9 protein-coding genes, 6 rRNA genes and 1 pseudogene are annotated in these 23,930 nt (G+C 60.6%); 13 read left to right on the top strand and 3 right to left on the bottom strand.

Features of this window, described 5'->3' with window-relative positions; genetic code table 11:
* The first annotated feature begins 159 nt into the window (after positions 1-159).
* The 9 genes and pseudogenes from IG171_RS13465 (at position 160) to rrf (IG171_RS13420) (ending at position 14,688) form a co-directional block, all read left to right on the top strand.
* Positions 160-1,687: ribosomal RNA gene (locus IG171_RS13465) — 16S ribosomal RNA — on the top strand.
* A 397-nt stretch (positions 1,688-2,084) separates the two neighbouring features.
* Positions 2,085-5,206, top strand: a 23S ribosomal RNA gene (locus IG171_RS13460).
* Between the two features lie 174 nt (positions 5,207-5,380).
* Positions 5,381-5,499, top strand: a 5S ribosomal RNA gene (rrf, locus tag IG171_RS13455).
* Together the 16S, 23S and 5S rRNA genes form the textbook arrangement of a ribosomal RNA operon.
* A gap of 248 nt (positions 5,500-5,747) precedes the next feature.
* Positions 5,748-6,041: a helix-turn-helix transcriptional regulator gene (locus IG171_RS13450; RefSeq protein WP_212127911.1), complete on the top strand. Its 294-nt coding sequence runs from the start codon at positions 5,748-5,750 to the stop codon at positions 6,039-6,041.
* A 519-nt stretch (positions 6,042-6,560) separates the two neighbouring features.
* On the top strand, positions 6,561-7,259 hold the full coding sequence (locus tag IG171_RS13440; RefSeq protein ID WP_212127910.1) for a HipA domain-containing protein: 699 nt from the start codon (positions 6,561-6,563) through the stop codon (positions 7,257-7,259).
* A gap of 523 nt (positions 7,260-7,782) precedes the next feature.
* Positions 7,783-9,309 (top strand): 16S ribosomal RNA (locus IG171_RS13435).
* Between the two features lie 508 nt (positions 9,310-9,817).
* Positions 9,818-11,227 (top strand): annotated as a pseudogene (locus IG171_RS13430) (IS3 family transposase).
* A gap of 58 nt (positions 11,228-11,285) precedes the next feature.
* Positions 11,286-14,407, top strand: a 23S ribosomal RNA gene (locus IG171_RS13425).
* A 162-nt stretch (positions 14,408-14,569) separates the two neighbouring features.
* Positions 14,570-14,688, top strand: a 5S ribosomal RNA gene (gene rrf, locus IG171_RS13420).
* A 233-nt stretch (positions 14,689-14,921) separates the two neighbouring features.
* Here the strand turns inward: rrf (IG171_RS13420) and IG171_RS13415 are convergent.
* Positions 14,922-16,046 (bottom strand): DUF6882 domain-containing protein, encoded by a 1,125-nt coding sequence (locus tag IG171_RS13415; protein WP_212127909.1) that lies wholly within the window; start codon positions 16,044-16,046, stop codon positions 14,922-14,924.
* A gap of 197 nt (positions 16,047-16,243) precedes the next feature.
* Between IG171_RS13415 and IG171_RS13410 the strand changes: the two genes are divergently transcribed.
* The 4 genes from IG171_RS13410 (at position 16,244) to IG171_RS13395 (ending at position 22,831) form a co-directional block, all read left to right on the top strand.
* On the top strand, positions 16,244-17,977 hold the full coding sequence (locus IG171_RS13410; protein WP_212127908.1) for an ABC transporter ATP-binding protein: 1,734 nt from the start codon (positions 16,244-16,246) through the stop codon (positions 17,975-17,977).
* A gap of 76 nt (positions 17,978-18,053) precedes the next feature.
* Entirely contained in the window at positions 18,054-20,084 is a 2,031-nt protein-coding gene (locus IG171_RS13405; protein ID WP_249204349.1) for an ABC transporter ATP-binding protein, read from the top strand.
* 325 nt (positions 20,085-20,409) lie between these two features.
* Entirely contained in the window at positions 20,410-22,050 is a 1,641-nt protein-coding gene (locus tag IG171_RS13400; RefSeq protein ID WP_212127906.1) for a hypothetical protein, read from the top strand.
* Between the two features lie 286 nt (positions 22,051-22,336).
* On the top strand, positions 22,337-22,831 hold the full coding sequence (locus tag IG171_RS13395; protein ID WP_212127905.1) for a peptidoglycan-binding protein: 495 nt from the start codon (positions 22,337-22,339) through the stop codon (positions 22,829-22,831).
* Positions 22,832-22,925: 94 nt separating this feature from the next.
* Here IG171_RS13395 and purQ read toward each other — a convergent pair whose 3' ends face one another.
* Complete coding sequence (gene purQ, locus IG171_RS13390; RefSeq protein WP_212127904.1) at positions 22,926-23,663, bottom strand: phosphoribosylformylglycinamidine synthase subunit PurQ; 738 nt, start codon at positions 23,661-23,663, stop codon at positions 22,926-22,928.
* The gene (gene purS / locus IG171_RS13385) at positions 23,660-23,917 is read right to left on the bottom strand and encodes a phosphoribosylformylglycinamidine synthase subunit PurS (protein WP_212127903.1); all 258 of its coding nucleotides are present in this window, start codon (positions 23,915-23,917) and stop codon (positions 23,660-23,662) included. The genes purQ and purS overlap by 4 nt, the downstream gene beginning before the upstream one ends.
* Between the last annotated feature and the right edge of the window lie 13 nt (positions 23,918-23,930).

Raw genomic sequence — 23,930 nt, 5'->3', positions numbered from 1 at the left:
TGTGTTTGTGGTTTGAGAATCCAATAGCGTGTTTGTTTGAACTAGTTGTGATGCCAGAAATTGTTTGTTTTTCTGGTGAGACTATTTATTGGGCCAGCTTCGATCACCCCCGTGGTCGGGTTGGCTGTCTTGCTGGGATTCATTCTGCAACATAATTTTTTTATGGAGAGTTTGATCCTGGCTCAGGACGAACGCTGGCTGCGTGCTTAACACATGCAAGTCGAACGCTGAAGCCCTCAGCTTGCTGGGGGTGGATGAGTGGCGAACGGGTGAGTAACACGTGAGTAACCTGCCCCTGATTTCGGGATAAGCCCGGGAAACTGGGTCTAATACCGGATATGACCACCGGCCGCATGGTTGGTGGTGGAAAGTTTTTTCGATTGGGGATGGGCTCGCGGCCTATCAGTTTGTTGGTGGGGTAATGGCCTACCAAGGCGACGACGGGTAGCCGGCCTGAGAGGGCGACCGGCCACACTGGGACTGAGACACGGCCCAGACTCCTACGGGAGGCAGCAGTGGGGGAATATTGCACAATGGGGAAACCCTGATGCAGCGACGCAGCGTGCGGGATGACGGCCTTCGGGTTGTAAACCGCTTTCAGCAGGGAAGAAGCCGTAAGGTGACGGTACCTGCAGAAGAAGTACCGGCTAACTACGTGCCAGCAGCCGCGGTAATACGTAGGGTACGAGCGTTGTCCGGAATTATTGGGCGTAAAGAGCTCGTAGGTGGTTGGTCACGTCTGCTGTGGAAACGCAACGCTTAACGTTGCGCGGGCAGTGGGTACGGGCTGACTAGAGTGCAGTAGGGGAGTCTGGAATTCCTGGTGTAGCGGTGAAATGCGCAGATATCAGGAGGAACACCGGTGGCGAAGGCGGGACTCTGGGCTGTGACTGACACTGAGGAGCGAAAGCATGGGGAGCGAACAGGATTAGATACCCTGGTAGTCCATGCCGTAAACGTTGGGCACTAGGTGTGGGGGACATTCCACGTTTTCCGCGCCGTAGCTAACGCATTAAGTGCCCCGCCTGGGGAGTACGGTCGCAAGGCTAAAACTCAAAGGAATTGACGGGGGCCCGCACAAGCGGCGGAGCATGCGGATTAATTCGATGCAACGCGAAGAACCTTACCAAGGCTTGACATACACCGGACACGCTTGGAAACAGGTGCTCCCTTTGGGGCTGGTGTACAGGTGGTGCATGGTTGTCGTCAGCTCGTGTCGTGAGATGTTGGGTTAAGTCCCGCAACGAGCGCAACCCTCGTTCTATGTTGCCAGCACGTGATGGTGGGAACTCATAGGAGACTGCCGGGGTCAACTCGGAGGAAGGTGGGGATGACGTCAAATCATCATGCCCTTTATGTCTTGGGCTTCACGCATGCTACAATGGCCGGTACAGAGAGAGGCGAGCCTGTGAGGGTGAGCGAATCCCTTAAAGCCGGTCTCAGTTCGGATCGTAGTCTGCAATTCGACTACGTGAAGTCGGAGTCGCTAGTAATCGCAGATCAGCAACGCTGCGGTGAATACGTTCCCGGGCCTTGTACACACCGCCCGTCAAGTCACGAAAGTCGGTAACACCCGAAGCCGGTGGCCCAACCCTTGTGGAGGGGGCCGTCTAAGGTGGGACTGGTGATTGGGACTAAGTCGTAACAAGGTAGCCGTACCGGAAGGTGCGGCTGGATCACCTCCTTTCTAAGGAGCACACATCAGAACCCCAATTGATCACCCGTTCGTGGTGGTGTTGGGTGCTCATGGGTGGAACATCACAACTGCTTGCTCGTCGATGCTGCCTGGCTGGGGTTTCTGCCCCAGGGGGTGGGTGTCGGGTGGGTTGGGACAGGCACGTTATTGGGTCCTGGAATCACAAGCCCTGTGTTGGGTGTGGTTTCTGCTGATAGACCGACCTGCCAGGTGGTGGTCACGGGTTCGTGGCTGCTGGTTGGTGGTGTTTGGTAGTGGTTTGAGAATCGTATAGTGGACGCGAGCATCAACAACATTTTTGTGTTGTTTATGTAATGTGATTTTCTTGTCATCGAATACGAGTGTGTTTGATACATTTCGCGCGCACATGGAGCTGACCCTTATGGGGTGGTGAGTGTGTGAGAGCGCATGGTGGATGCCTTGGCATCAGGAGCCGATGAAGGACGTGGAAATCTGCGATAAGCCTCGGGGAGCCGATAAACGGGCGTTGATCCGAGGATGTCCGAATGGGGAAACCCCGCCACCGTCAAGGGTGGTGACCCGTGCCTGAATGTATAGGGTGCGTGGGGGGAACGCGGGGAAGTGAAACATCTCAGTACCCGCAGGAAGAGAAAATAACAATGATTCCGGTAGTAGTGGCGAGCGAACCCGGAGGAGCCTAAACCCTTTCAGTGTCAAGCGTGCTGGTGTTGCTGTGGGGGTGTTGTGGGGCGTGCATGGTCCGGTTCAGCATGACTGGTCTGTGGTGGTGTTTGTGTAGTCGAACCTGGTGGGAAACAGGACCGGAGTGGGTGAGAGTCCCGTAGACGAAACATGGATGCTTCTGCAGTGTGCGTGTGCCCGAGTAGCACGGAACTCGTGGAATTTCGTGTGAATCTGCCAGGACCACCTGGTAAGGCTAAATACTTCCTGGTGACCGATAGCGGATAGTACCGTGAGGGAATGGTGAAAAGTACCCCGGGAGGGGAGTGAAAGAGTACCTGAAACCATGTGCTGACAATCCGTCAGAGCAGCCGTAGCGGCTGTGATGGCGTGCCTTTTGAAGAATGAGCCTGCGAGTTAGCGGTGCGTGGCGAGGTTAACCCGTTGTGGGGTAGTCGTAGCGAAAGCGAGTCCGAATAGGGCGATTTGAGTCGCGTGTCCTAGACCCGAAGCGGAGTGATCTAGCCATGGGCAGGGTGAAGCGTGTGTAAGAGCGCGTGGAGGCCCGCACCCACTTCAGTTGAAAATGGAGGGGATGACCTGTGGTTAGGGGTGAAAGGCCAATCAAACTCTGTGATAGCTGGTTCTCCCCGAAATGCATTTAGGTGCAGCGTTGCGTGGTTCTTGCTGGAGGTAGAGCTACTGGATGGCTGATGGGCCCTACCGGGTTACTGACGTCAACTAAACTCCGAATGCCAGTCAAGGTTGAGCGTGGCAGTGAGACAGTGGGGGATAAGCTTCATTGTCGAGAGGGAAACAGCCCAGACCATCAACTAAGGCCCCTAAGCGTGTGCTCAGTGGGAAAGGATGTTCAGTTGCGAAGACAACCAGGAGGTTGGCTTAGAAGCAGCCATCCTTGAAAGAGTGCGTAATAGCTCACTGGTCAAGTGATTGAGCGCCGATAATGTAGCGGGGCTAAGTACACCGCCGAAGTTGTGGCAGCACCACGGTCGCCGTAATGGTGTGGTGTTGGGTAGGGGAGCGTCGAGTCGCTGGTGAAGTCGCCGTGTGAACGAGTGGTGGAGGCGTCTCGAGTGAGAATGCAGGCATGAGTAGCGAAAGACGGGTGAGAAGCCCGTCCACCGGATGACCAAGGGTTCCAGGGCTAGGCTAATCCGCCCTGGGTAAGTCGGGACCTAAGGCGAGGCCGACAGGCGTAGTCGATGGATAACCAGTTGATATTCTGGTACCGACACACAACCGACAGTACCAAAACACATGAGACTAACCGTCCCAAACGCCCTGGGCATCTTCGGATGCCTGGTTTGGTGTGCGGGGTGGGACCTGAGTGTGGAGTCGGTAAGCGTGTGGTGTGACGCAGAAAGGTAGCCAGGCCGTGCGATGGTTGTCACGGTCTAAGGTTGTAGCACGTGGGGGTAGGCAAATCCGTCCCCACAGTAAGTGTGAGAGCTGATGGGCGCCCCACTGTCGGTGGGGTGATCTGGTGATCCTCTGCTGCCGAGAAAAGCATCGGCGTGAGGGTGTGTGTTGCCCGTACCCTATAACCGACACAGGTGGTCGAGTAGAGAATACTCAGGTGATCGAGAGAATCGTGGTTAAGGAACTCGGCAAAATGCCCCCGTAACTTCGGGAGAAGGGGGACCATCCCGGTGAACCCAACTGGCTTGGGGATGTGCTGGTGGTGGTCGCAGAGGCCAGAGAGAAGCGACTGTTTATTAAAAACACAGGTCCGTGCGAAGATGTAAGTCGATGTATACGGACTGACGCCTGCCCGGTGCTGGAAGGTTAAGAGGACCCGTTAACAGGATTCGTTCTGTGAAGCGGAGAATTTAAGCCCCAGTAAACGGCGGTGGTAACTATAACCATCCTAAGGTAGCGAAATTCCTTGTCGGGTAAGTTCCGACCTGCACGAATGGCGTAACGACTTCTCTGCTGTCTCAACCACGAACTCGGCGAAATTGCATTACGAGTAAAGATGCTCGTTACGCGCAGCAGGACGGAAAGACCCCGAGACCTTCACTATAGTTTGGTATTGGGATTCGGTGTGGTTTGTGTAGGATAGGTGGAAGACTGGGAAGCCCTGACGCTAGTTGGGGTGGAGTCGATCGGTGAAATACCACTCTGACCATAGTGGATTCCTGAACTTCGGACCCTGATCGGGTTCAGGGACAGTGCCTGATGGGTAGTTTAACTGGGGCGGTTGCCTCCTAAAGAGTAACGGAGGCGCCCAAAGGTTCCCTCAGCCTGGTTGGCAATCAGGTGTCGAGTGTAAGTGCACAAGGGAGCTTGACTGTGAGACGGACGTGTCGAGCAGGAGCGAAAGCTGGGACTAGTGACCCGGCCATGGCTTGTGGAAGCGTGGTCGCTCAACGGATAAAAGGTACCTCGGGGATAACAGGCTGATCTTGCCCAAGAGTCCATATCGACGGCATGGTTTGGCACCTCGATGTCGGCTCGTCGCATCCTGGGGCTGGAGTCGGTCCCAAGGGTTGGGCTGTTCGCCCATTAAAGCGGTACGCGAGCTGGGTTTAGAACGTCGTGAGACAGTTCGGTCCCTATCCGCTGCGTGCGTAGGAAATTTGTGGAGGCCTGTCCTTAGTACGAGAGGACCGGGACGGACGAACCTCTGGTGTGCCAGTTGTTCCGCCAGGAGCATGGCTGGTTGGCTACGTTCGGGATGGATAACCGCTGAAAGCATCTAAGCGGGAAGCCTGCTCCGAGATGAGATTTCCAGCCCACATTTGTGTGGGGAGAGGTGTCCTATAGATGATGGGGTTGATAGGCCAGGTATGGAAGCGCAGTAATGTGTGGAGTTGACTGGTACTAATACACCGATCACTCATTGACCTTTTGGGTTGGTGTGTGTGTGTGTGTGTGGTGTGCTCGTTGGTGGCAAGACCCCCTTTTGTGTGGGGTGGTTGCATTGTTTGTGGTGTTCGCGTTCGCTGTGCGGTTCTTGGACTGCTACCGCCCGTGAGTCCTCTTTTTGTTGGGGGTGTGGGTGTGGTGGTCTGTTGGTTTTGCGGTGGTGATAGTGGTGGGGAAACGCCCGGTTAACCGTTCCGATCCCGGTAGCTAAGCCCATTCGCGCTGATGGTACTGCAACTTGGTGGTTGTGGGAGAGTAGGTGACTGCCGCATTTATTTTTGTGGGGAGGGCCCTGTTCGTGTTGGACGGGGCCCTTTCTTGTATTCATGGGCGGGGTTGTTGTCTGCCCCCTTTTCGTTGTGGGCGGGGTGGCATACGGCTGATGCCGGTGACGATCGTCTTGGCAGTCCTGCCGACAAGACCGGCAGCGCGGCCTCGTTCCATTGCTCACACTCCTTATGTCGCGCATTCTCACCAGTAACGGCTGTGGTGAGTGGGATCGCAGTCGTGAGGAGGAGCAATGAATCCGACGCGCACGGTCTCGAGGCGTCTTGCCGACATGGGCGCGTCGGTGCGCCGCTGGAGACTGATGCAGTCGCTCAAAGCCGAAGAGCTGGCCGAGCGCGCAGGCATCTCACGATCAACCCTGCAGAAGGTCGAACGAGGCGATCCCGGGGTGTCGATCGGGGCAGTTATGTCCGTGATGCAAGCTCTCGGGCAGATCGACCACGTCGTCGGCTCCTTCGATCCCCTCAGCACAGATGTCGGTCGGCTGTGTTCGACGGAGACACTGCCATCACGGGTCCGCCGATGAGCGAATACATCCGCGTCGAGCTGGACTGGAGAGGTCGCACCGTCCTCGTCGGGGGGGCGTAGTTCCATATCGCTCGCGGGCAGACCTCAACCACGTTCAGATACTCTAACGACTAGCTTGAGACTCGGTGGGCGTTCCCCATCGATCCCGCACTGCCACTGTCGACCGCACCGTTGAACGTCTCTGGAATGCCGGGCGCATTCGGAGACTGCGCGCCGGACCGGTGGGGACGCTATCTCGTCAGCAAACAGCACCGGCGACTGGTGGCGGCCGGCGATGTTCGGGATCGCCGACTCACCGAAGTCGACTATCTGCTCGGTGTCAGCGATACGACCAGACCGGGAGCTCTCCGGTTCAGGAGATCAACCTCCGGGGACTACCTGGCAACAGGGACACGCATACCGAAGACGTGAACTCCAACAGGCCGCAGATGAGGCCGCTGACGGCTCAGGAACGGCCATCAAACGCCTGCTCGAGGCAGGAACCGGATCTCTCGGCGGCGCTCGGCCCAAAGCGTCTGTGTCCGGCGATGACGGCCGGCTTCTCATAGCGAAGTTCTCCAGGCCCAGCGATGAGTGGAGCGTCATCCTGTGGGAAAGCGTCGCCTTGGAGTTGGCACGACGAGCAGGAATCACCGTCCCTGACACCCAGCTGCTGCGAATCGAAGATCGACCAGTGCTGTTGCTCGACAGATTCGACCGCGCCGGACACCAGCGAATCGGATACATCAGCGCGATGACCGCGGCAGATCGCCGCGACGGCGAAGCGGCTGACTGCGTCGATGTCATCGAGGCGATCGAGGATACGAGCCGTCAATGGCGTCGCGACTGCAGACAGCTCTTCCGGCGCATCGCGCTGTCAACGGCAGTCCACAATACCGATGATCATCTCCGCAATCACGGTTTCCTTCGCACCGACGCCGGGTGGGAACTCAGCCCGGCGTTCGACATCAACCCTGAGCCGGACATCGCCGTCGATCGGCAAACGGCGATCAACGGTGTCACCGAGGCTGAGCACGAGGCAGAGGCACTGCTGGAGCTCGCTGCGCTCTGTCACCTGACTGACTCAGAGTCCCGGACCATTCTCAGCGAAGTCGTCGAGGCGGTCGGGCAGTGGAGGGCATGCGCGGTGTCATTGTCGGTGCCCGCAGCAGAGCTGGAATCCGTCGGGGGTGTGATCGACAAGCAGCTTGAACGGATCCGCGCCGCCCTCGGATGAGCATTGTCCTCGATTGCTGAGGCATGGTCTGCGTGACTCTTGGCGTGGTTCGCGCGCTGGGTTCGGTCAGTGTTCGTGGTTGGTTGCGCGTGGTTGTGATGGTGGGGTTCGGGCCGGTGTCGTGGCTGGTCGGCGTCGGTGACGGTTGTCACAGGCGTGTGGACCCGGTTGGAGTTGCACGACGCTTCTGGTCTGGTCTAGAGTTATATCTCGTTGCCCCGCCGGGAACATGGTTCGAAGAACAGGGTTTCTGCCGGGTCTGACCAGGACGAACACGGGTTCGGTCCGGGTTGGGTTGTGGGGTGGCGATATTTGATGCGGATGCCCCCAGTGTACGTGGCCTTGTGTGGGTTGCGGTGATGGGTGTGTGTTTGTGGTTTGAGAATCCAATAGCGTGTTTGTTTGAACTAGTTGTGATGCCAGAAATTGTTTGTTTTTCTGGTGAGACTATTTATTGGGCCAGCTTCGATCACCCCCGTGGTCGGGTTGGCTGTCTTGCTGGGATTCATTCTGCAACATAATTTTTATGGAGAGTTTGATCCTGGCTCAGGACGAACGCTGGCTGCGTGCTTAACACATGCAAGTCGAACGCTGAAGCCCTCAGCTTGCTGGGGGTGGATGAGTGGCGAACGGGTGAGTAACACGTGAGTAACCTGCCCCTGATTTCGGGATAAGCCCGGGAAACTGGGTCTAATACCGGATATGACCACCGGCCGCATGGTTGGTGGTGGAAAGTTTTTTCGATTGGGGATGGGCTCGCGGCCTATCAGTTTGTTGGTGGGGTAATGGCCTACCAAGGCGACGACGGGTAGCCGGCCTGAGAGGGCGACCGGCCACACTGGGACTGAGACACGGCCCAGACTCCTACGGAGGCAGCAGTGGGGAATATTGCACAATGGGGGAAACCCTGATGCAGCGACGCAGCGTGCGGGATGACGGCCTTCGGGTTGTAAACCGCTTTCAGCAGGGAAGAAGCCGTAAGGTGACGGTACCTGCAGAAGAAGTACCGGCTAACTACGTGCCAGCAGCCGCGGTAATACGTAGGGTACGAGCGTTGTCCGGAATTATTGGGCGTAAAGAGCTCGTAGGTGGTTGGTCACGTCTGCTGTGGAAACGCAACGCTTAACGTTGCGCGGGCAGTGGGTACGGGCTGACTAGAGTGCAGTAGGGGAGTCTGGAATTCCTGGTGTAGCGGTGAAATGCGCAGATATCAGGAGGAACACCGGTGGCGAAGGCGGGACTCTGGGCTGTGACTGACACTGAGGAGCGAAAGCATGGGGAGCGAACAGGATTAGATACCCTGGTAGTCCATGCCGTAAACGTTGGGCACTAGGTGTGGGGGACATTCCACGTTTTCCGCGCCGTAGCTAACGCATTAAGTGCCCCGCCTGGGGAGTACGGTCGCAAGGCTAAAACTCAAAGGAATTGACGGGGGCCCGCACAAGCGGCGGAGCATGCGGATTAATTCGATGCAACGCGAAGAACCTTACCAAGGCTTGACATACACCGGACACGCTTGGAAACAGGTGCTCCCTTTGGGGCTGGTGTACAGGTGGTGCATGGTTGTCGTCAGCTCGTGTCGTGAGATGTTGGGTTAAGTCCCGCAACGAGCGCAACCCTCGTTCTATGTTGCCAGCACGTGATGGTGGGAACTCATAGGAGACTGCCGGGGTCAACTCGGAGGAAGGTGGGGATGACGTCAAATCATCATGCCCTTTATGTCTTGGGCTTCACGCATGCTACAATGGCCGGTACAGAGAGAGGCGAGCCTGTGAGGGTGAGCGAATCCCTTAAAGCCGGTCTCAGTTCGGATCGTAGTCTGCAATTCGACTACGTGAAGTCGGAGTCGCTAGTAATCGCAGATCAGCAACGCTGCGGTGAATACGTTCCCGGGCCTTGTACACACCGCCCGTCAAGTCACGAAAGTCGGTAACACCCGAAGCCGGTGGCCCAACCCTTGTGGAGGGGGCCGTCTAAGGTGGGACTGGTGATTGGGACTAAGTCGTAACAAGGTAGCCGTACCGGAAGGTGCGGCTGGATCACCTCCTTTCTAAGGAGCACACATCAGAACCCCAATTGATCACCCGTTCGTGGTGGTGTTGGGTGCTCATGGGTGGAACATCACAACTGCTTGCTCGTCGATGCTGCCTGGCTGGGGTTTCTGCCCCAGGGGGTGGGTGTCGGGTGGGTTGGGACAGGCACGTTATTGGGTCCTGGAATCACAAGCCCTGTGTTGGGTGTGGTTTCTGCTGATAGACCGACCTGCCAGGTGGTGGTCACGGGTTCGTGGCTGCTGGTTGGTGGTGTTTGGTAGTGGTTTGAGAATCGTATAGTGGACGCGAGCATCAACAACATTTTTGTGTTGTTTATGTAATGTGATTTTCTTGTCATCGAATACGAGTGTGTTTGATACATTTCGCGCGCACCCCTGCGTGTCAGGGTGAGTTGAGTCCACCGGTTCATAGCAAGTCCGCCTTAGCAGGGCGAGATCAGGAACAACCACGATGAGTATCTCGACTCTCTCCCCATCATCAACTCCGATCGGCGATGATGGAACGATGAACCCTCGCCACCCACGCGCTGATGGTCCACGCCGACGTACCTTCACCCCCGACCAAAAACTCGCCCACCTGACCGCGTACGAAGAAGCCTGCAGGCAGCAGCAGGGAGGAGCCTACCTGCGCCGTGAGGGGCTGTATTCCTCGCTGATCACCGAATGGCGCAGACTGCGCGATGCGGGTGTCTTGGATGGAAAGAAGCCCGGTCAGGCGGTCGGGAAGCCGAGCAAGGATCAGGCTGAGATTGCCCGGTTGCGCCGCGAGCTCGAGCAGACCCAGCAGCGTTTGGACCGCACGGAGACGGCATTGGAGATTATGGGAAAAGCACGCGCGCTCTTGGAAGAGACCTCCAAGAGCGCGGATACCGAGACCAGGCGGAAGAAGCGCTGATGAACGCCTACACCGAGCTGACCGTCCACGGCTTGAGTACCCGGGGCGCGGCTGGGCTGACCGGTATCGCGCGGTCGACCGCGGCACGCCGCCGCAGACGTTCAGGCCCGCCTGTACCGCGGGAGGTGGTCCCGGCCAACCGGCTCGACTGCACTGAACGAGCGCATGTGCTGGCCGTGCTCAACAGTGCTGAGTTCGTCGATTCCACCCCGATGCAGGTCTTCGCCACTCTCCTCGACCGGGGCGTCTACCTCTGCTCGATCTCGACGATGTATCGGATCCTGGCCGAGCATGCCCAGGTCAGAGAACGTCGACGGCAGGCCAGGCATCCTGCCCGAGCGGTGCCGGAACTGGTCGCTGACGGGCCGGGACAGGTGTATACGTGGGACATCACCAAGTTGGCCGGACCGACCCGGGGTGTGTACTACGACGCCTATGATGATCGATATCTACTCCCGCTACATCGTTGGTGCTCATGTCCATGCTCGTGAGTCCGGACCGTTGGCTCAGGAGATGATGGCCGAGGTGTTCGGCATCCACGGCATCCCACAGGTGGTCCATGCCGACCGGGGCACGTCGATGACGTCGAAGTCCGTGGCTACACTGTTGGCCGATCTGGAAGTGACCAGATCGCATTCGCGGCCGAAGGTCTCCAACGACAATCCCTATTCCGAAGCGTGGTTTAAAACGTTGAAGTATGCGCCGGTCTTTCCCGAACGATTCGGGTCTTTGGCTGGGGCGCGAGGGTTCATCGACGAGTTCGTGTCCTGGTATAACCATGAACATCACCACCAGGGACTCGGTCTGCATACGCCGGCCGATGTCCACTACGGACTCGCAGCGGCCAAGGCGAATGAACGCGCTGACGTCCTCGCCGCGGCCCGGGCGGCTCATCCTGAACGGTTCGCCACGAACGCACCCCCGAAGGTCCTCGACCTCCCTGCGGCTGCCTGGATCAACAAGCCCGTCGAGAGCACGACTGACGACGACCGCCAGCAGGTTGAGCTACCAGCTGCCTAACTCCCGCTGGTCTCACTCACCTTGACAAATTCCGCACATGGAGCTGACCCTTATGGGGTGGTGAGTGTGTGAGAGCGCATGGTGGATGCCTTGGCATCAGGAGCCGATGAAGGACGTGGAAATCTGCGATAAGCCTCGGGGAGCCGATAAACGGGCGTTGATCCGAGGATGTCCGAATGGGGAAACCCCGCCACCGTCAAGGGTGGTGACCCGTGCCTGAATGTATATAGGGTGCGTGGGGGAACGCGGGGAAGTGAAACATCTCAGTACCCGCAGGAAGAGAAAATAACAATGATTCCGGTAGTAGTGGCGAGCGAACCCGGAGGAGCCTAAACCCTTTCAGTGTCAAGCGTGCTGGTGTTGCTGTGGGGGTGTTGTGGGGCGTGCATGGTCCGGTTCAGCATGACTGGTCTGTGGTGGTGTTTGTGTAGTCGAACCTGGTGGGAAACAGGACCGGAGTGGGTGAGAGTCCCGTAGACGAAACATGGATGCTTCTGCAGTGTGCGTGTGCCCGAGTAGCACGGAACTCGTGGAATTTCGTGTGAATCTGCCAGGACCACCTGGTAAGGCTAAATACTTCCTGGTGACCGATAGCGGATAGTACCGTGAGGGAATGGTGAAAAGTACCCCGGGAGGGGAGTGAAAGAGTACCTGAAACCATGTGCTGACAATCCGTCAGAGCAGCCGTAGCGGCTGTGATGGCGTGCCTTTTGAAGAATGAGCCTGCGAGTTAGCGGTGCGTGGCGAGGTTAACCCGTTGTGGGGTAGTCGTAGCGAAAGCGAGTCCGAATAGGGCGATTTGAGTCGCGTGTCCTAGACCCGAAGCGGAGTGATCTAGCCATGGGCAGGGTGAAGCGTGTGTAAGAGCGCGTGGAGGCCCGCACCCACTTCAGTTGAAAATGGAGGGGATGACCTGTGGTTAGGGGTGAAAGGCCAATCAAACTCTGTGATAGCTGGTTCTCCCCGAAATGCATTTAGGTGCAGCGTTGCGTGGTTCTTGCTGGAGGTAGAGCTACTGGATGGCTGATGGGCCCTACCGGGTTACTGACGTCAACTAAACTCCGAATGCCAGTCAAGGTTGAGCGTGGCAGTGAGACAGTGGGGGATAAGCTTCATTGTCGAGAGGGAAACAGCCCAGACCATCAACTAAGGCCCCTAAGCGTGTGCTCAGTGGGAAAGGATGTTCAGTTGCGAAGACAACCAGGAGGTTGGCTTAGAAGCAGCCATCCTTGAAAGAGTGCGTAATAGCTCACTGGTCAAGTGATTGAGCGCCGATAATGTAGCGGGGCTAAGTACACCGCCGAAGTTGTGGCAGCACCACGGTCGCCGTAATGGTGTGGTGTTGGGTAGGGGAGCGTCGAGTCGCTGGTGAAGTCGCCGTGTGAACGAGTGGTGGAGGCGTCTCGAGTGAGAATGCAGGCATGAGTAGCGAAAGACGGGTGAGAAGCCCGTCCACCGGATGACCAAGGGTTCCAGGGCTAGGCTAATCCGCCCTGGGTAAGTCGGGACCTAAGGCGAGGCCGACAGGCGTAGTCGATGGATAACCAGTTGATATTCTGGTACCGACACACAACCGACAGTACCAAAACACATGAGACTAACCGTCCCAAACGCCCTGGGCATCTTCGGATGCCTGGTTTGGTGTGCGGGGTGGGACCTGAGTGTGGAGTCGGTAAGCGTGTGGTGTGACGCAGAAAGGTAGCCAGGCCGTGCGATGGTTGTCACGGTCTAAGGTTGTAGCACGTGGGGTAGGCAAATCCGTCCCCACAGTAAGTGTGAGAGCTGATGGGCGCCCCACTGTCGGTGGGGTGATCTGGTGATCCTCTGCTGCCGAGAAAAGCATCGGCGTGAGGGTGTGTGTTGCCCGTACCCTATAACCGACACAGGTGGTCGAGTAGAGAATACTCAGGTGATCGAGAGAATCGTGGTTAAGGAACTCGGCAAAATGCCCCCGTAACTTCGGGAGAAGGGGGACCATCCCGGTGAACCCAACTGGCTTGGGGATGTGCTGGTGGTGGTCGCAGAGGCCAGAGAGAAGCGACTGTTTATTAAAAACACAGGTCCGTGCGAAGATGTAAGTCGATGTATACGGACTGACGCCTGCCCGGTGCTGGAAGGTTAAGAGGACCCGTTAACAGGATTCGTTCTGTGAAGCGGAGAATTTAAGCCCCAGTAAACGGCGGTGGTAACTATAACCATCCTAAGGTAGCGAAATTCCTTGTCGGGTAAGTTCCGACCTGCACGAATGGCGTAACGACTTCTCTGCTGTCTCAACCACGAACTCGGCGAAATTGCATTACGAGTAAAGATGCTCGTTACGCGCAGCAGGACGGAAAGACCCCGAGACCTTCACTATAGTTTGGTATTGGGATTCGGTGTGGTTTGTGTAGGATAGGTGGAAGACTGGGAAGCCCTGACGCTAGTTGGGGTGGAGTCGATCGGTGAAATACCACTCTGACCATAGTGGATTCCTGAACTTCGGACCCTGATCGGGTTCAGGGACAGTGCCTGATGGGTAGTTTAACTGGGGCGGTTGCCTCCTAAAGAGTAACGGAGGCGCCCAAAGGTTCCCTCAGCCTGGTTGGCAATCAGGTGTCGAGTGTAAGTGCACAAGGGAGCTTGACTGTGAGACGGACGTGTCGAGCAGGAGCGAAAGCTGGGACTAGTGACCCGGCCATGGCTTGTGGAAGCGTGGTCGCTCAACGGATAAAAGGTACCTCGGGGATAACAGGCTGATCTTGCCCAAGAGTCCATATCGACGGCATGGTTTGGCACCTCGATGTCGGCTCGTCGCATCCTGGGGCTGGAGTCGGTCCCAAGGGTTGGGCTGTTCGCCCATTAAAGCGGTACGCGAGCTGGGTTTAGAACGTCGTGAGACAGTTCGGTCCCTATCCGCTGCGTGCGTAGGAAATTTGTGGAGGCCTGTCCTTAGTACGAGAGGACCGGGACGGACGAACCTCTGGTGTGCCAGTTGTTCCGCCAGGAGCATGGCTGGTTGGCTACGTTCGGGATGGATAACCGCTGAAAGCATCTAAGCGGGAAGCCTGCTCCGAGATGAGATTTCCAGCCCACATTTGTGTGGGGAGAGGTGTCCTATAGATGATGGGGTTGATAGGCCAGGTATGGAAGCGCAGTAATGTGTGGAGTTGACTGGTACTAATACACCGATCACTCATTGACCTTTTTGGGTTGGTGTGTGCGTGAGTGTGTGGTGTGCTCGTTGGTGGCAAGACCCCCTTTTTGTGTGGGGTGGTTGCATTGTTTGTGGTGTTCGCGTTCGCTGTGCGGTTCTTGGACTGCTACCGCCTGACTGGTGTGTTGGGTGTGGTGGTCTGTTGGTTTTGCGGTGGTGATAGTGGTGGGGAAACGCCCGGTTAACCGTTCCGATCCCGGTAGCTAAGCCCATTCGCGCTGATGGTACTGCAACTTGGTGGTTGTGGGAGAGTAGGTGACTGCCGCATTTATTTTTGTGGGGAGGGCCCTGTTCGTGTTGGACGGGGCCCTTTCTTGTATTCATGGGCGGGGTTGTTGTCTGCCCCCTTTTCGTTGTGGGCGGGGCGCCCGCGACGGGTTTTGTGTGTGGGACACCCCCACTGTGTGTGGGCCTGGTGGGCGCTGGCAGCCATGGCCCTTACGCCCACAGGGGCCGTTGCCGACGCATCGACAACGGCCCCTGTGCTGAGGGATTGAGCGATCAGCGACCGAAGAGCTTGGAGAACAGCCCCTTCTTCTTCGGCTTCTCGGCCGGCGTTTCCTCCTCAGCCGGTGCGGCCGGCTCGGAATCCGCATCCGAGGCCGCCGACTCGTCCGCGGTTTCGTCGGTGGCGCTCGGCGCCGAATCAGTGCTGTCCGCTGCGACGCCCGATGCCGCTGCGTCACCTGAAACGGACGGTTCCGGAGTGCCCGCGGGCTCTGCCTGCTCCGGCGCCTTCTCGCGGCGGTCTTCTGAGACCGGGCTCTCGGCGGAGCCCGCAGTCGTCTCGGCCGCCTCGGCGGACTGCTGAACCGGTTCATCACCGGCCCCGGCCGGCGGTGCAGTCGTTGCGTCGACCGCGGGCTCTGAGCCGGCGGTGCTCGGCTCCGCGCCCACCTCGGCGCTTGTGCTGGCCTCGGCCCACTGTTCTGCGGCCTCGCCCTCAAGCGGTGTATTCATATCGCAGTTGGAGATCCGGCGTTCGTCATCGAAGGACAGATCCGCCGAACCATCGGCGAAGAGCATCCGGAGACCGCCCTCGGGCAGCTCCCGGACGGGGATTCCCCGCTTGCTCACGTACCAGTCGATGGCTGCGCGATGATCGCTGACCGTCGTCTGCGTCAGTCCCTGCATGAGAGCACGCACCGAGACCTTGACCTGCGGCTCGGGCAGGACCACCTCGGCGGCGTCGACGAGCAGCCACACCGTGGTGCCGGCGCCGGCCTCCGCGGGATAATGCACCCATTTGCCCGTGGCCTCTTTCGCGGCCAGGGTCAGCCGCAGCGCGAGCTCCTCATCGAGGTCGAGTTCCGGGGTCGTCAGCTCCGCGACCTCCTCGGCGGCACCGAACTTCCGGACGTCATGGGACAGACCGATCACGGCATCGGGGAAGTCGTTGACGTTCTCCCAGCCCCACAGCCAGGTCTTGTCCCGGCTCGACTCGGAGCCGATCAGGTGCGGACGGCCGCGCAGCACGACACCGTCGGCCGAGCTGAACGTCAGGTGCGGGTCTGAGGTGAAGTCGACCTCCCATTCGGCGTCGGCGATCAGCCCACCGAAATGCGTCTGCACCTCGGTGGAGTAGAAGACGGCGCGGTCGACCAGGTCCTGCAAAGTTGTGCTCATGATCTCAAGCCTAAGCGGCAGCGCTCGAGATTCGAAGAGGCACGCGGTGCGAGGGTCCACGTCAGGCCCGTGTGGTGAAGCGGAGAGGTCGGGGATTGCCCGATCGGACTTCCGCGGAAAGGTGAGAGCATGTAGGCTTGTCTGTCGCGCTTCTCACGATTCATTCATCAGCTCACTCTTCACTCAGGACGTACACTGTGGCCCTACTCCGCCTGTCCCTGAAATACGCCGGGAACTACTGGCCGTTCATCATCCTGGTCGTCATCCTGCAGCTGACATCGACGATCGCCGCACTCTACCTGCCCAGCCTCAACGCACGCATCATCGACGAAGGCGTGGCCGAAGGCGATACCGACTTCATCTGGTCGACCGGTATGACGATGCTGCTGGTCTGCCTCGTCCAGGTCATCACCGCGATCACCGCGATCTTCTTCGGCGCCCGCACCGGCATGGGCGTCGGACGGGACCTCCGCCGCGCCATCTACCGGCAGGTCGACGACCTGTCGATGCTCGAAGTCGGAAAGTTCGGCTCCGCGACCCTGATCACGCGCAACACCAATGATGTCCAACAGGTTCAGATGCTCGTGCTCATGACCCTGAACTTCATGGTCTCGACCCCGATCATGTGCATCGGCGGCATCATCATGGCCCTGCGCGAGGACATCGGCCTGTCCTGGCTCGTGTGGGTCTCCGTGCCCGTCCTGTTCGTCGTGGTCGCCATCCTCGTCTACCTCCTCATGCCGCTGTTCCGCCGCATGCAGGACCAGGTCGACGACATCAACGGAGTCCTCCGCGAGCAGATCACCGGCATCCGCGTCATCCGTGCGTTCGTGCGCGAACCCTTCGAAACGGACCGCTACGCCGATGCCAACAGGGCCCTGACCGAGACCTCGGTCAAGGTCGGCAACCTCTTCGTCCTCATGTTCCCGGCGATCATGATGGTCCTCCACCTGGCGACCGCGGCGGTGCTGTGGTTCGGCGGCCACCGGGTCGACGCCGGGCAGATGGAAGTGGGCTCGCTGACGGCCTTCCTGCAGTATCTCCTGCAGATCCTCGTGGCCGTGATGATGGGTGTGTTTATGATGATGATGATTCCTCGTGCCGTCGTCTGCGCCGAGCGCATCGCAGAGGTGCTCGAGTCCCGCACCAGTATGAGAATCCCGGCAGGCGTCGACGAGATGCCCCGCCGAGGCGAACTCGAGTTCCGCAACGTCACCTTCGGATACCCCGGCGCCGAGGTCCCCGTCCTCGAAGACCTGAACTTCACCGCCCGACCGGGCACGACGACCGCGATCATCGGTTCCACCGGTTCCGGCAAGTCGACGATCGTCAACCTCATCCCCAGGCTCATCGACCCACAGCAGGGACAGGTCCTCATCGACGGCGTGCCCGTCACCGACTTCAGCCGCCAGCAGTTGGCCCAGCTGATCGGTCTCGTCCCGCAGAAGCCCTACCTGTTCTCCGGGACGATCGCTTCGAACCTGCGCTTCGGCAATGACAACGCCGGCGACGACGAGCTCTGGGAGGCCCTGCGCATCGCCCAAGCCGATGACTTCGTCGCGGAGAAGGAGCACCGGCTCGAGGAACGCGTCGCCCAGGGAGGCACGAACTACTCGGGCGGGCAGCGACAGCGCCTGTGCATCGCCAGAGCGCTGACCGTCAAACCGCAGATCTACGTCTTCGACGATTCGTTCTCCGCCCTCGACGTCGCCACCGACTCGCGGCTGCGGGCCGCCCTCGACGAATCGACCGGTCAGGCCACGGTCATCGTCGTCGCCCAACGCGTGTCGACCATCCGCGGGGCCGACCAGATCATCGTCCTCGACGCGGGACGGATCGTCGGCCGCGGCACCCACGAGGAACTCGCCGAGACGAACCCGACCTACCGCGAGATCGTCGAATCCCAGCTGACGACGGAAGAGGTGAACTGACATGGCCGATGACACCTCAGCGGACACCGTCGTGTCCACGGACGACGACTACATCCCCAGCGGCGAAGAGCTCGAAATGAGCGGAGGCGCACCGCCGCGGAAGGCCAAGCACTTCTGGCCGTCGGTCAGACGCCTGTTCGGACTCATGACCACCGAGAAGCGGGGACTGATCAACGTCGTCGCCCTCGTCGTCGGTTCCGTCGTCCTCACCGTCATCGCCCCCAAGGTCCTCGGCAAGGCCATGGACGTCGTCTACTCCGGAGTCATCGGCGCCCAGCTGCCGACCGGAGCGGATATCGATGACATCATCGCCGGTGCCCGCGCCCAGGGACGCGACGACTTCGCCGATATGCTCGCCACCGCCGAGGTGGTGCCCGGGCAAGGCATCGACTTCACATTGCTCGGGCAGATCATCATCGCAGTCCTGCTCATGTACCTCGTGGCCTCGATGCTCATGTGGGCGCAGGGCTACATCCTCAACGCCCTCGTCATGCGTGTGGTCTACCGTCTCCGTGAGGACATCGAACGCAAGATCAACCGACTGCCGCTGCGCTACTTCGACACCCGGCAGCGCGGTGACGTCATGTCGCGGGTGACCAACGACGTCGACAACATCCAGCAGGCCCTGCAGCAGGCGTTCTCCCAACTCATCCAATCGGCGCTGACGATCATCGGCATCGGCGTGATGATGTTCATCGTCTCCTGGCAGCTCGCCCTGCTGGCCTTGATCGCACTGCCCCTGTCGGGCCTCATCGCCGGTGTCATCGGCACCCGATCCCAGAAGCTGTTCAAGGCTCAGTGGAAGCACACCGGCGATGTCAACGGCCATGTCGAGGAGTCCTTCTCCGGACTCGACATCGTCCGCGCCTTCGGTCGCGACGAAGTGATGCTCGAGGAGTTCGACCGCCGCAACGAATCGCTGTACCGGGCCTCGGCCGGAGCCCAGTTCGTCTCGGGCATGATCATGCCCGCGATGCAGTTCGTGTCCTACCTCAGCTATGTGCTCATCGCCGTCGCCGGTGGCCTCAGGGTCGCCACGGGGCAGATGACGCTCGGTGATGCGACCGCGTTCATCCAGTACTCGCGTGAGTTCTCCCAGCCGATCTCCGAGATGGCCGGGGTCGCGAACATGCTGCAGTCGGGAGTCGCCTCGGCCGAACGGACCTTCGAACTGCTCGATGCGGAGGAGGAAGACCCCGATGAGGCGAGCCGCAGCCTTCCGCCGCGCACCCCCGGAAAGGTCGAATTCTCCGAGGTCAGCTTCCGCTACACCCCGGAGACTCCACTGATCGAGAAGGTGTCCTTCACCGCCGATCCCGGTCATACGGTCGCGATCGTCGGCCCGACCGGAGCCGGCAAGACCACCCTGGTCAACCTCGTGATGCGCTTCTACGAGGTCACCGGCGGCACCATCGTCCTCGACGGCATCGACACCCGGGACCTCAGTCGCGCCGATCTGCGCTCACACGTCGGCATGGTGCTGCAGGACGCGTGGCTGTTCGAAGGCACGATCGCCGACAACATCCGCTACGGCCGCCTCGACGCCACCGACGAGGAGGTCGTCGCAGCGGCGAAGGCGACCATGGTCGACCGGTTCGTCCGACAGCTGCCCGACGGCTACGACACCGTCATCGACTCCGACGGCGGCAGCGTCTCCGCCGGAGAACGCCAGCTGATCACCATCGCCCGAGCCTTCCTCGCCGATCCGTCCCTGCTCATCCTCGACGAGGCGACCTCATCGGTCGACACCCGCACCGAGGTGCTCGTGCAGCAGGCGATGGCGGCGCTGCGGACCGAGAGGACCTCCTTCGTCATCGCCCATCGGCTCTCGACGGTCCGCGATGCCGACACCATCCTGGTGATGGAGGACGGGGCGATCGTCGAACACGGCAGCCACGAGCAGCTGCTCGCCGCCGACGGCGCCTACCGGCGCCTCTACATGTCGCAGTTCCGCGGTGAGGACGCCGAGGAGCGATTCACCGCCGAGGTGCTCGCCGAGACCGAGGCCGAGGCCGGGACGCTGCCCGACGAGACGCCTGCAGGGGAGACCCCGCTTCCGAACGAGAGGAACGGCGCCGAGGCGGAATCAGGCGCAGACCGGACCTGATCGGCAAGTGCAGCGGATAACGTTTTCTCCCGTTGCCGACAGAAGTGTATGGAATCGTGATCTTGGTCAAGAACACGCAATTCCGGTCGCGGTGCTCACACCGGTCAGCATCTGCCGAGGTGAACCGAGCCTTCTCGAATCCCGCTGACCCCTGACGGCTGTGCCTGGGGGAGCGGCCGTGTTGCGCGGAGGTGACGGTGGGCGATAACAAGCGTTTCATTTCCGTCATGTACTAAATGACCGAAAGTCGCCGACCCGCCACTGCCCGCGTAGTGTGCCTGCCATCACCTCGAACGGGCGAGGACGAACCTTTGGAGGGGTCACCATGAAACGCCTGGCACTGGCAGCGGCGGTCGCTCTCACGGCATCACTGCTCGGAATCGGGCCGGCAGCCGCCGCGACCGCAGCCGAGGGCTCGGCCGCTTCGGCTGCGGAACCGACACAGACTCCCGGCGACGAGGACGGCGGGGACTCAACTGAGCCCGAAGATCCGGCGGACTCGGGCAGCGAAGACGACGGAGACGGCCAGACCACGCCGCCTGGCGAGGGAGACGGCGCCGATGAGACGGAGGAACCCGGCCAGTCCGAACCGATCGATGCATCGTTCTCCCTCGACCAGACCGAGATGACCGCCGAGGAGATCAGCACCGACGGAATCGGCTACACCATCGACTCGCTCGAAGCCGGCGATGTCGTGACCGCCGAGCCCGGGTCGGAAGGAGCGAGAACCGTCGAATCGGACGGGACCTTCTCCGGGACGATCACCGGCAGCACCGATCTGCAGGACGGCGACGTCCTCGATGTCACGGTCACCGTTCAGCGCGAGGGCCAGCAGACGAAGACCTTCAACGGCAGCGTCACCGTCGTCGACGACGAAGCGGCCGAGGCCGAGCTGTCGGTGACTCCGGAGACGCAGTCGATCGATGACTATCTCGTCGACGGAGTCTCGATGAGCCTGACCGGATGCACGGCCGGTGAGGACGTGACGTTCCGCATCGTCGGAGCCGACGATCCCGAGACTCAGTACTGGGAGGACAGCACGCGAGCCGATGACGACGGGGCCGCCTCGGCGACGTTCCTGCCCGGGACCGGCGGTGACGGCTGGATCGGCGAGTTCGTCGTGCAGGCAGAATGCGGTGACCAGTCGGTCGAAGCGAGTTTCTCCGTGACCGAAGGCGATGGGGACGCACCGGAGTCCGAGCTGACGGTCTCACCGAAGTCGCAGAGCCTCAGCGAATTCCTCGAAGGGGGAGTGAGCCTGACGATGGTCAACTGCCACGTCGACTCTGATGTGACCTTCCGCGTGAGCACGAGCGATGATCCCGACACCGCCATCTGGGAGGAATCGCAGAAGGCCGGGGAGGACGCGGCAGGATATGCCCAGTTCACGCCCGACGGCGAGGGAGGCACCTCCTGGGTCGGTGAGTATCGGGTGACCGCGACCTGCGGTGACCGAAGCGACGAGGCCACGTTCACCGTCGCAGATGACGGCAGCGTCGTCGATCCGAAGCTGTCAGTCGAGCCTTCGGAGATCTCCGGGGTCGACTTCGTCAACCGAGAAAAGGGTGTGATGCTGACCGTCACCGCCTGCGAGCCCGAGGCCCAGGTGCAGTTCGAGGTCTGGTCCGAGGACTTCGACACGAAGCTCTACGAGCAGACGACCCACAGCGATGATGAGGGGACGGCCGGAGTGCAGGTCTACGGCCTCGCCGACGACCCGCAGGCCTACATAGGGACCTACCAGGTCAAGGCGAACTGCCAGGACATCGGCATGGACGGGCAGTTCGTCGTCACCGGAGACGAATCCGGAGGCGGCACGGACTCGGGCGAGGCCGGGGGCTCCGGTGGTGACTCGATGCCGCGCACCGGTGCCGAGCTCACCGGTCTGGCGGCCGGGGGCCTGCTCATTCTCGGCGGTGCAGCAGCGATTCTGCTCGCTCGCCGTCGCGCCCAGCTCGAACGGTGACCAGTGACCCGTCGGGTCGGTGACGGTACCCGGCCCGACGGTGCGAGACCGGCCCCACGAACTGGGGATCGGCCCCGGCGGAACGGATTCGCCGGGGCCCTTCTGCGTCTGCGCAAGCGACCGATGTGTGCCTGCGGGGGCGACCGATGTGTGCCTGCGGAAGGCGGTCTCGCGGGCACCGGCTCTGAGGTTCGTCGCACTCTTGTTCGCGGTCTCGGTCGATTGTAGGTTGATCGATGATGGTGGCAAGGGAGCTTCCATCGTATCGTCGAACAAGGAGGAAGAGATGCCGAATCCAGGACAGCCCCTGATCAGACGAGGAGATCAGGGAACGGCCGTGTTCCGCGCCCAACGGGCCCTGCGCAGAACTCCCGATCTCAGCGTCGCCCTCGACGGAGACTTCGGTCCGGACACGGAAGCCGCAGTCGAACGGTTCCAGGAGGGCGCAGGCCTCGACGTCGACGGCATCGTCGGAGACGACACCTGGGCGGCACTGCCGAACGGCGGACCGATGCCGCTTCTCAAGGCCGGGTCGAAGGGCGATGTCGTCCGTGACCTGCAGGAGGTGCTCATCTCCGGGTCCGAAGACGGGGACTGGCCCTCACCCGGTGAGGCCGACGGAGACTTCGGGGCCGAGACCAAGGCATCGGTCGAAGGCTTTCAGGAATGGGGGCAGGTCGATGTCGACGGCATCGTCGGTGACAAGACGTGGGCGGTGCCTCTGCACGCGGCGAACAGCACTCTGGAAACCGCTGTCGGACTCGACTGGGCCGAAGACTGAAGCGGCCTGCACGCGGCCGGTCGGCCGCGTGCAGGCCCGTCTGCTGCTCGGAGGCGGACACTGACCGAAGCCCGGCTGATCAGCACCGGGCGGTTCAGCGCTCGACGAGGGTGCGCACGGCCGAGGAGAAGAATCCCTGGCCGTCGATCCCGCTGCCGTCCTCGGGGCCGAAGCCGGCTTCGACAGCGTGCTCGGGGTGGGGCATGAGTCCCACGACGTTGCCCGCTTCGTTCGTGATCCCGGCGATGCTGCGCAGCGAGCCGTTCGGGTTCAGGCCCTGATAGCGGAAGACCACCCGGTCGCTCGATTCGAGTTCGTCGAGCACCTCTTCGGTGGCGACGTAGCCGCCCTCACCGTTCTTCAACGGGATGCGGATCGTCTGTCCCCGCTCATAGTCCCCGGTCCACGCGGTGGCCGTGTTCTCGACAACGAGCTCTTGGTCGCGGCAGATGAAGTGCTGGTGGTCATTGCGGATGAGCGCACCGGGCAGCAGATGGGCTTCGCAGAGGATCTGGAATCCGTTGCAGATGCCCAGCACCGGCATGCCCTGCCCGGCCGCGGCCACGACGGATTCCATGATCGGGGCGAAGCCGGCGATCGCACCGCAACGCAGATAGTCACCGTAGGAGAACCCGCCCGGCAGGATGACGGCGTCGACGCCGGACAGGGTCGAGTCGGCGTGCCACAGGTTCACCGGTTTCGCCCCGGCCAGACGCACGGCACGAGCGGCGTCCCGGTCATCGAGCGATCCGGGGAAGGTGACGACTCCGATCGCTACTCCGGACTCGGCTCCCGCCTCGGCGAGGGTGGGATCATCGGCCACAGCGGTCACGATGCGTCCTCGGCCACGCGCACGGCGACGACGTTCTCGATCACGGGATTCGACAGGAGCTTCTCCGCGGCTTCGCGCGCCTGGGCGAGCACTTCATCGGTGGCTTCACCCTCGACCTCGAGCTCGAACCTCTTGCCCTGCCGGACATCACCGAACCCGGTGAATCCCAGCCGGGTCAGTCCACCGACGATCGCCTTGCCCTGCGGATCGAGGATCTCGGGTTTGGGCATCACCTCAACGACGACACGTGCCATGCGTGCTTACGCT

The sequence above is a fragment of the Brevibacterium sp. SMBL_HHYL_HB1 genome (assembly GCF_018208375.1).
In the GTDB taxonomy this organism is placed as follows: Bacteria; Actinomycetota; Actinomycetes; order Actinomycetales; family Brevibacteriaceae; genus Brevibacterium; species Brevibacterium intestinavium.
This window is presented reverse-complemented; position numbering and strand designations above follow the sequence as displayed.

Excerpts from the sequence above, each read along its gene's own strand:
- IG171_RS13450 (WP_212127911.1), top strand. The coding sequence starts at position 5,748 with ATGAATCCGACGCGCACGGTCTCGAGGCGTCTTGCCGACATGGGCGCG.
- IG171_RS13415 (WP_212127909.1), bottom strand. The coding sequence starts at position 16,046 with ATGAGCACAACTTTGCAGGACCTGGTCGACCGCGCCGTCTTCTACTCC.
- IG171_RS13405 (WP_249204349.1), top strand. The coding sequence starts at position 18,054 with ATGAGCGGAGGCGCACCGCCGCGGAAGGCCAAGCACTTCTGGCCGTCG.
- IG171_RS13400 (WP_212127906.1), top strand. The coding sequence starts at position 20,410 with ATGAAACGCCTGGCACTGGCAGCGGCGGTCGCTCTCACGGCATCACTG.
- IG171_RS13395 (WP_212127905.1), top strand. The coding sequence starts at position 22,337 with ATGCCGAATCCAGGACAGCCCCTGATCAGACGAGGAGATCAGGGAACG.
- purS (WP_212127903.1), bottom strand. The coding sequence starts at position 23,917 with ATGGCACGTGTCGTCGTTGAGGTGATGCCCAAACCCGAGATCCTCGAT.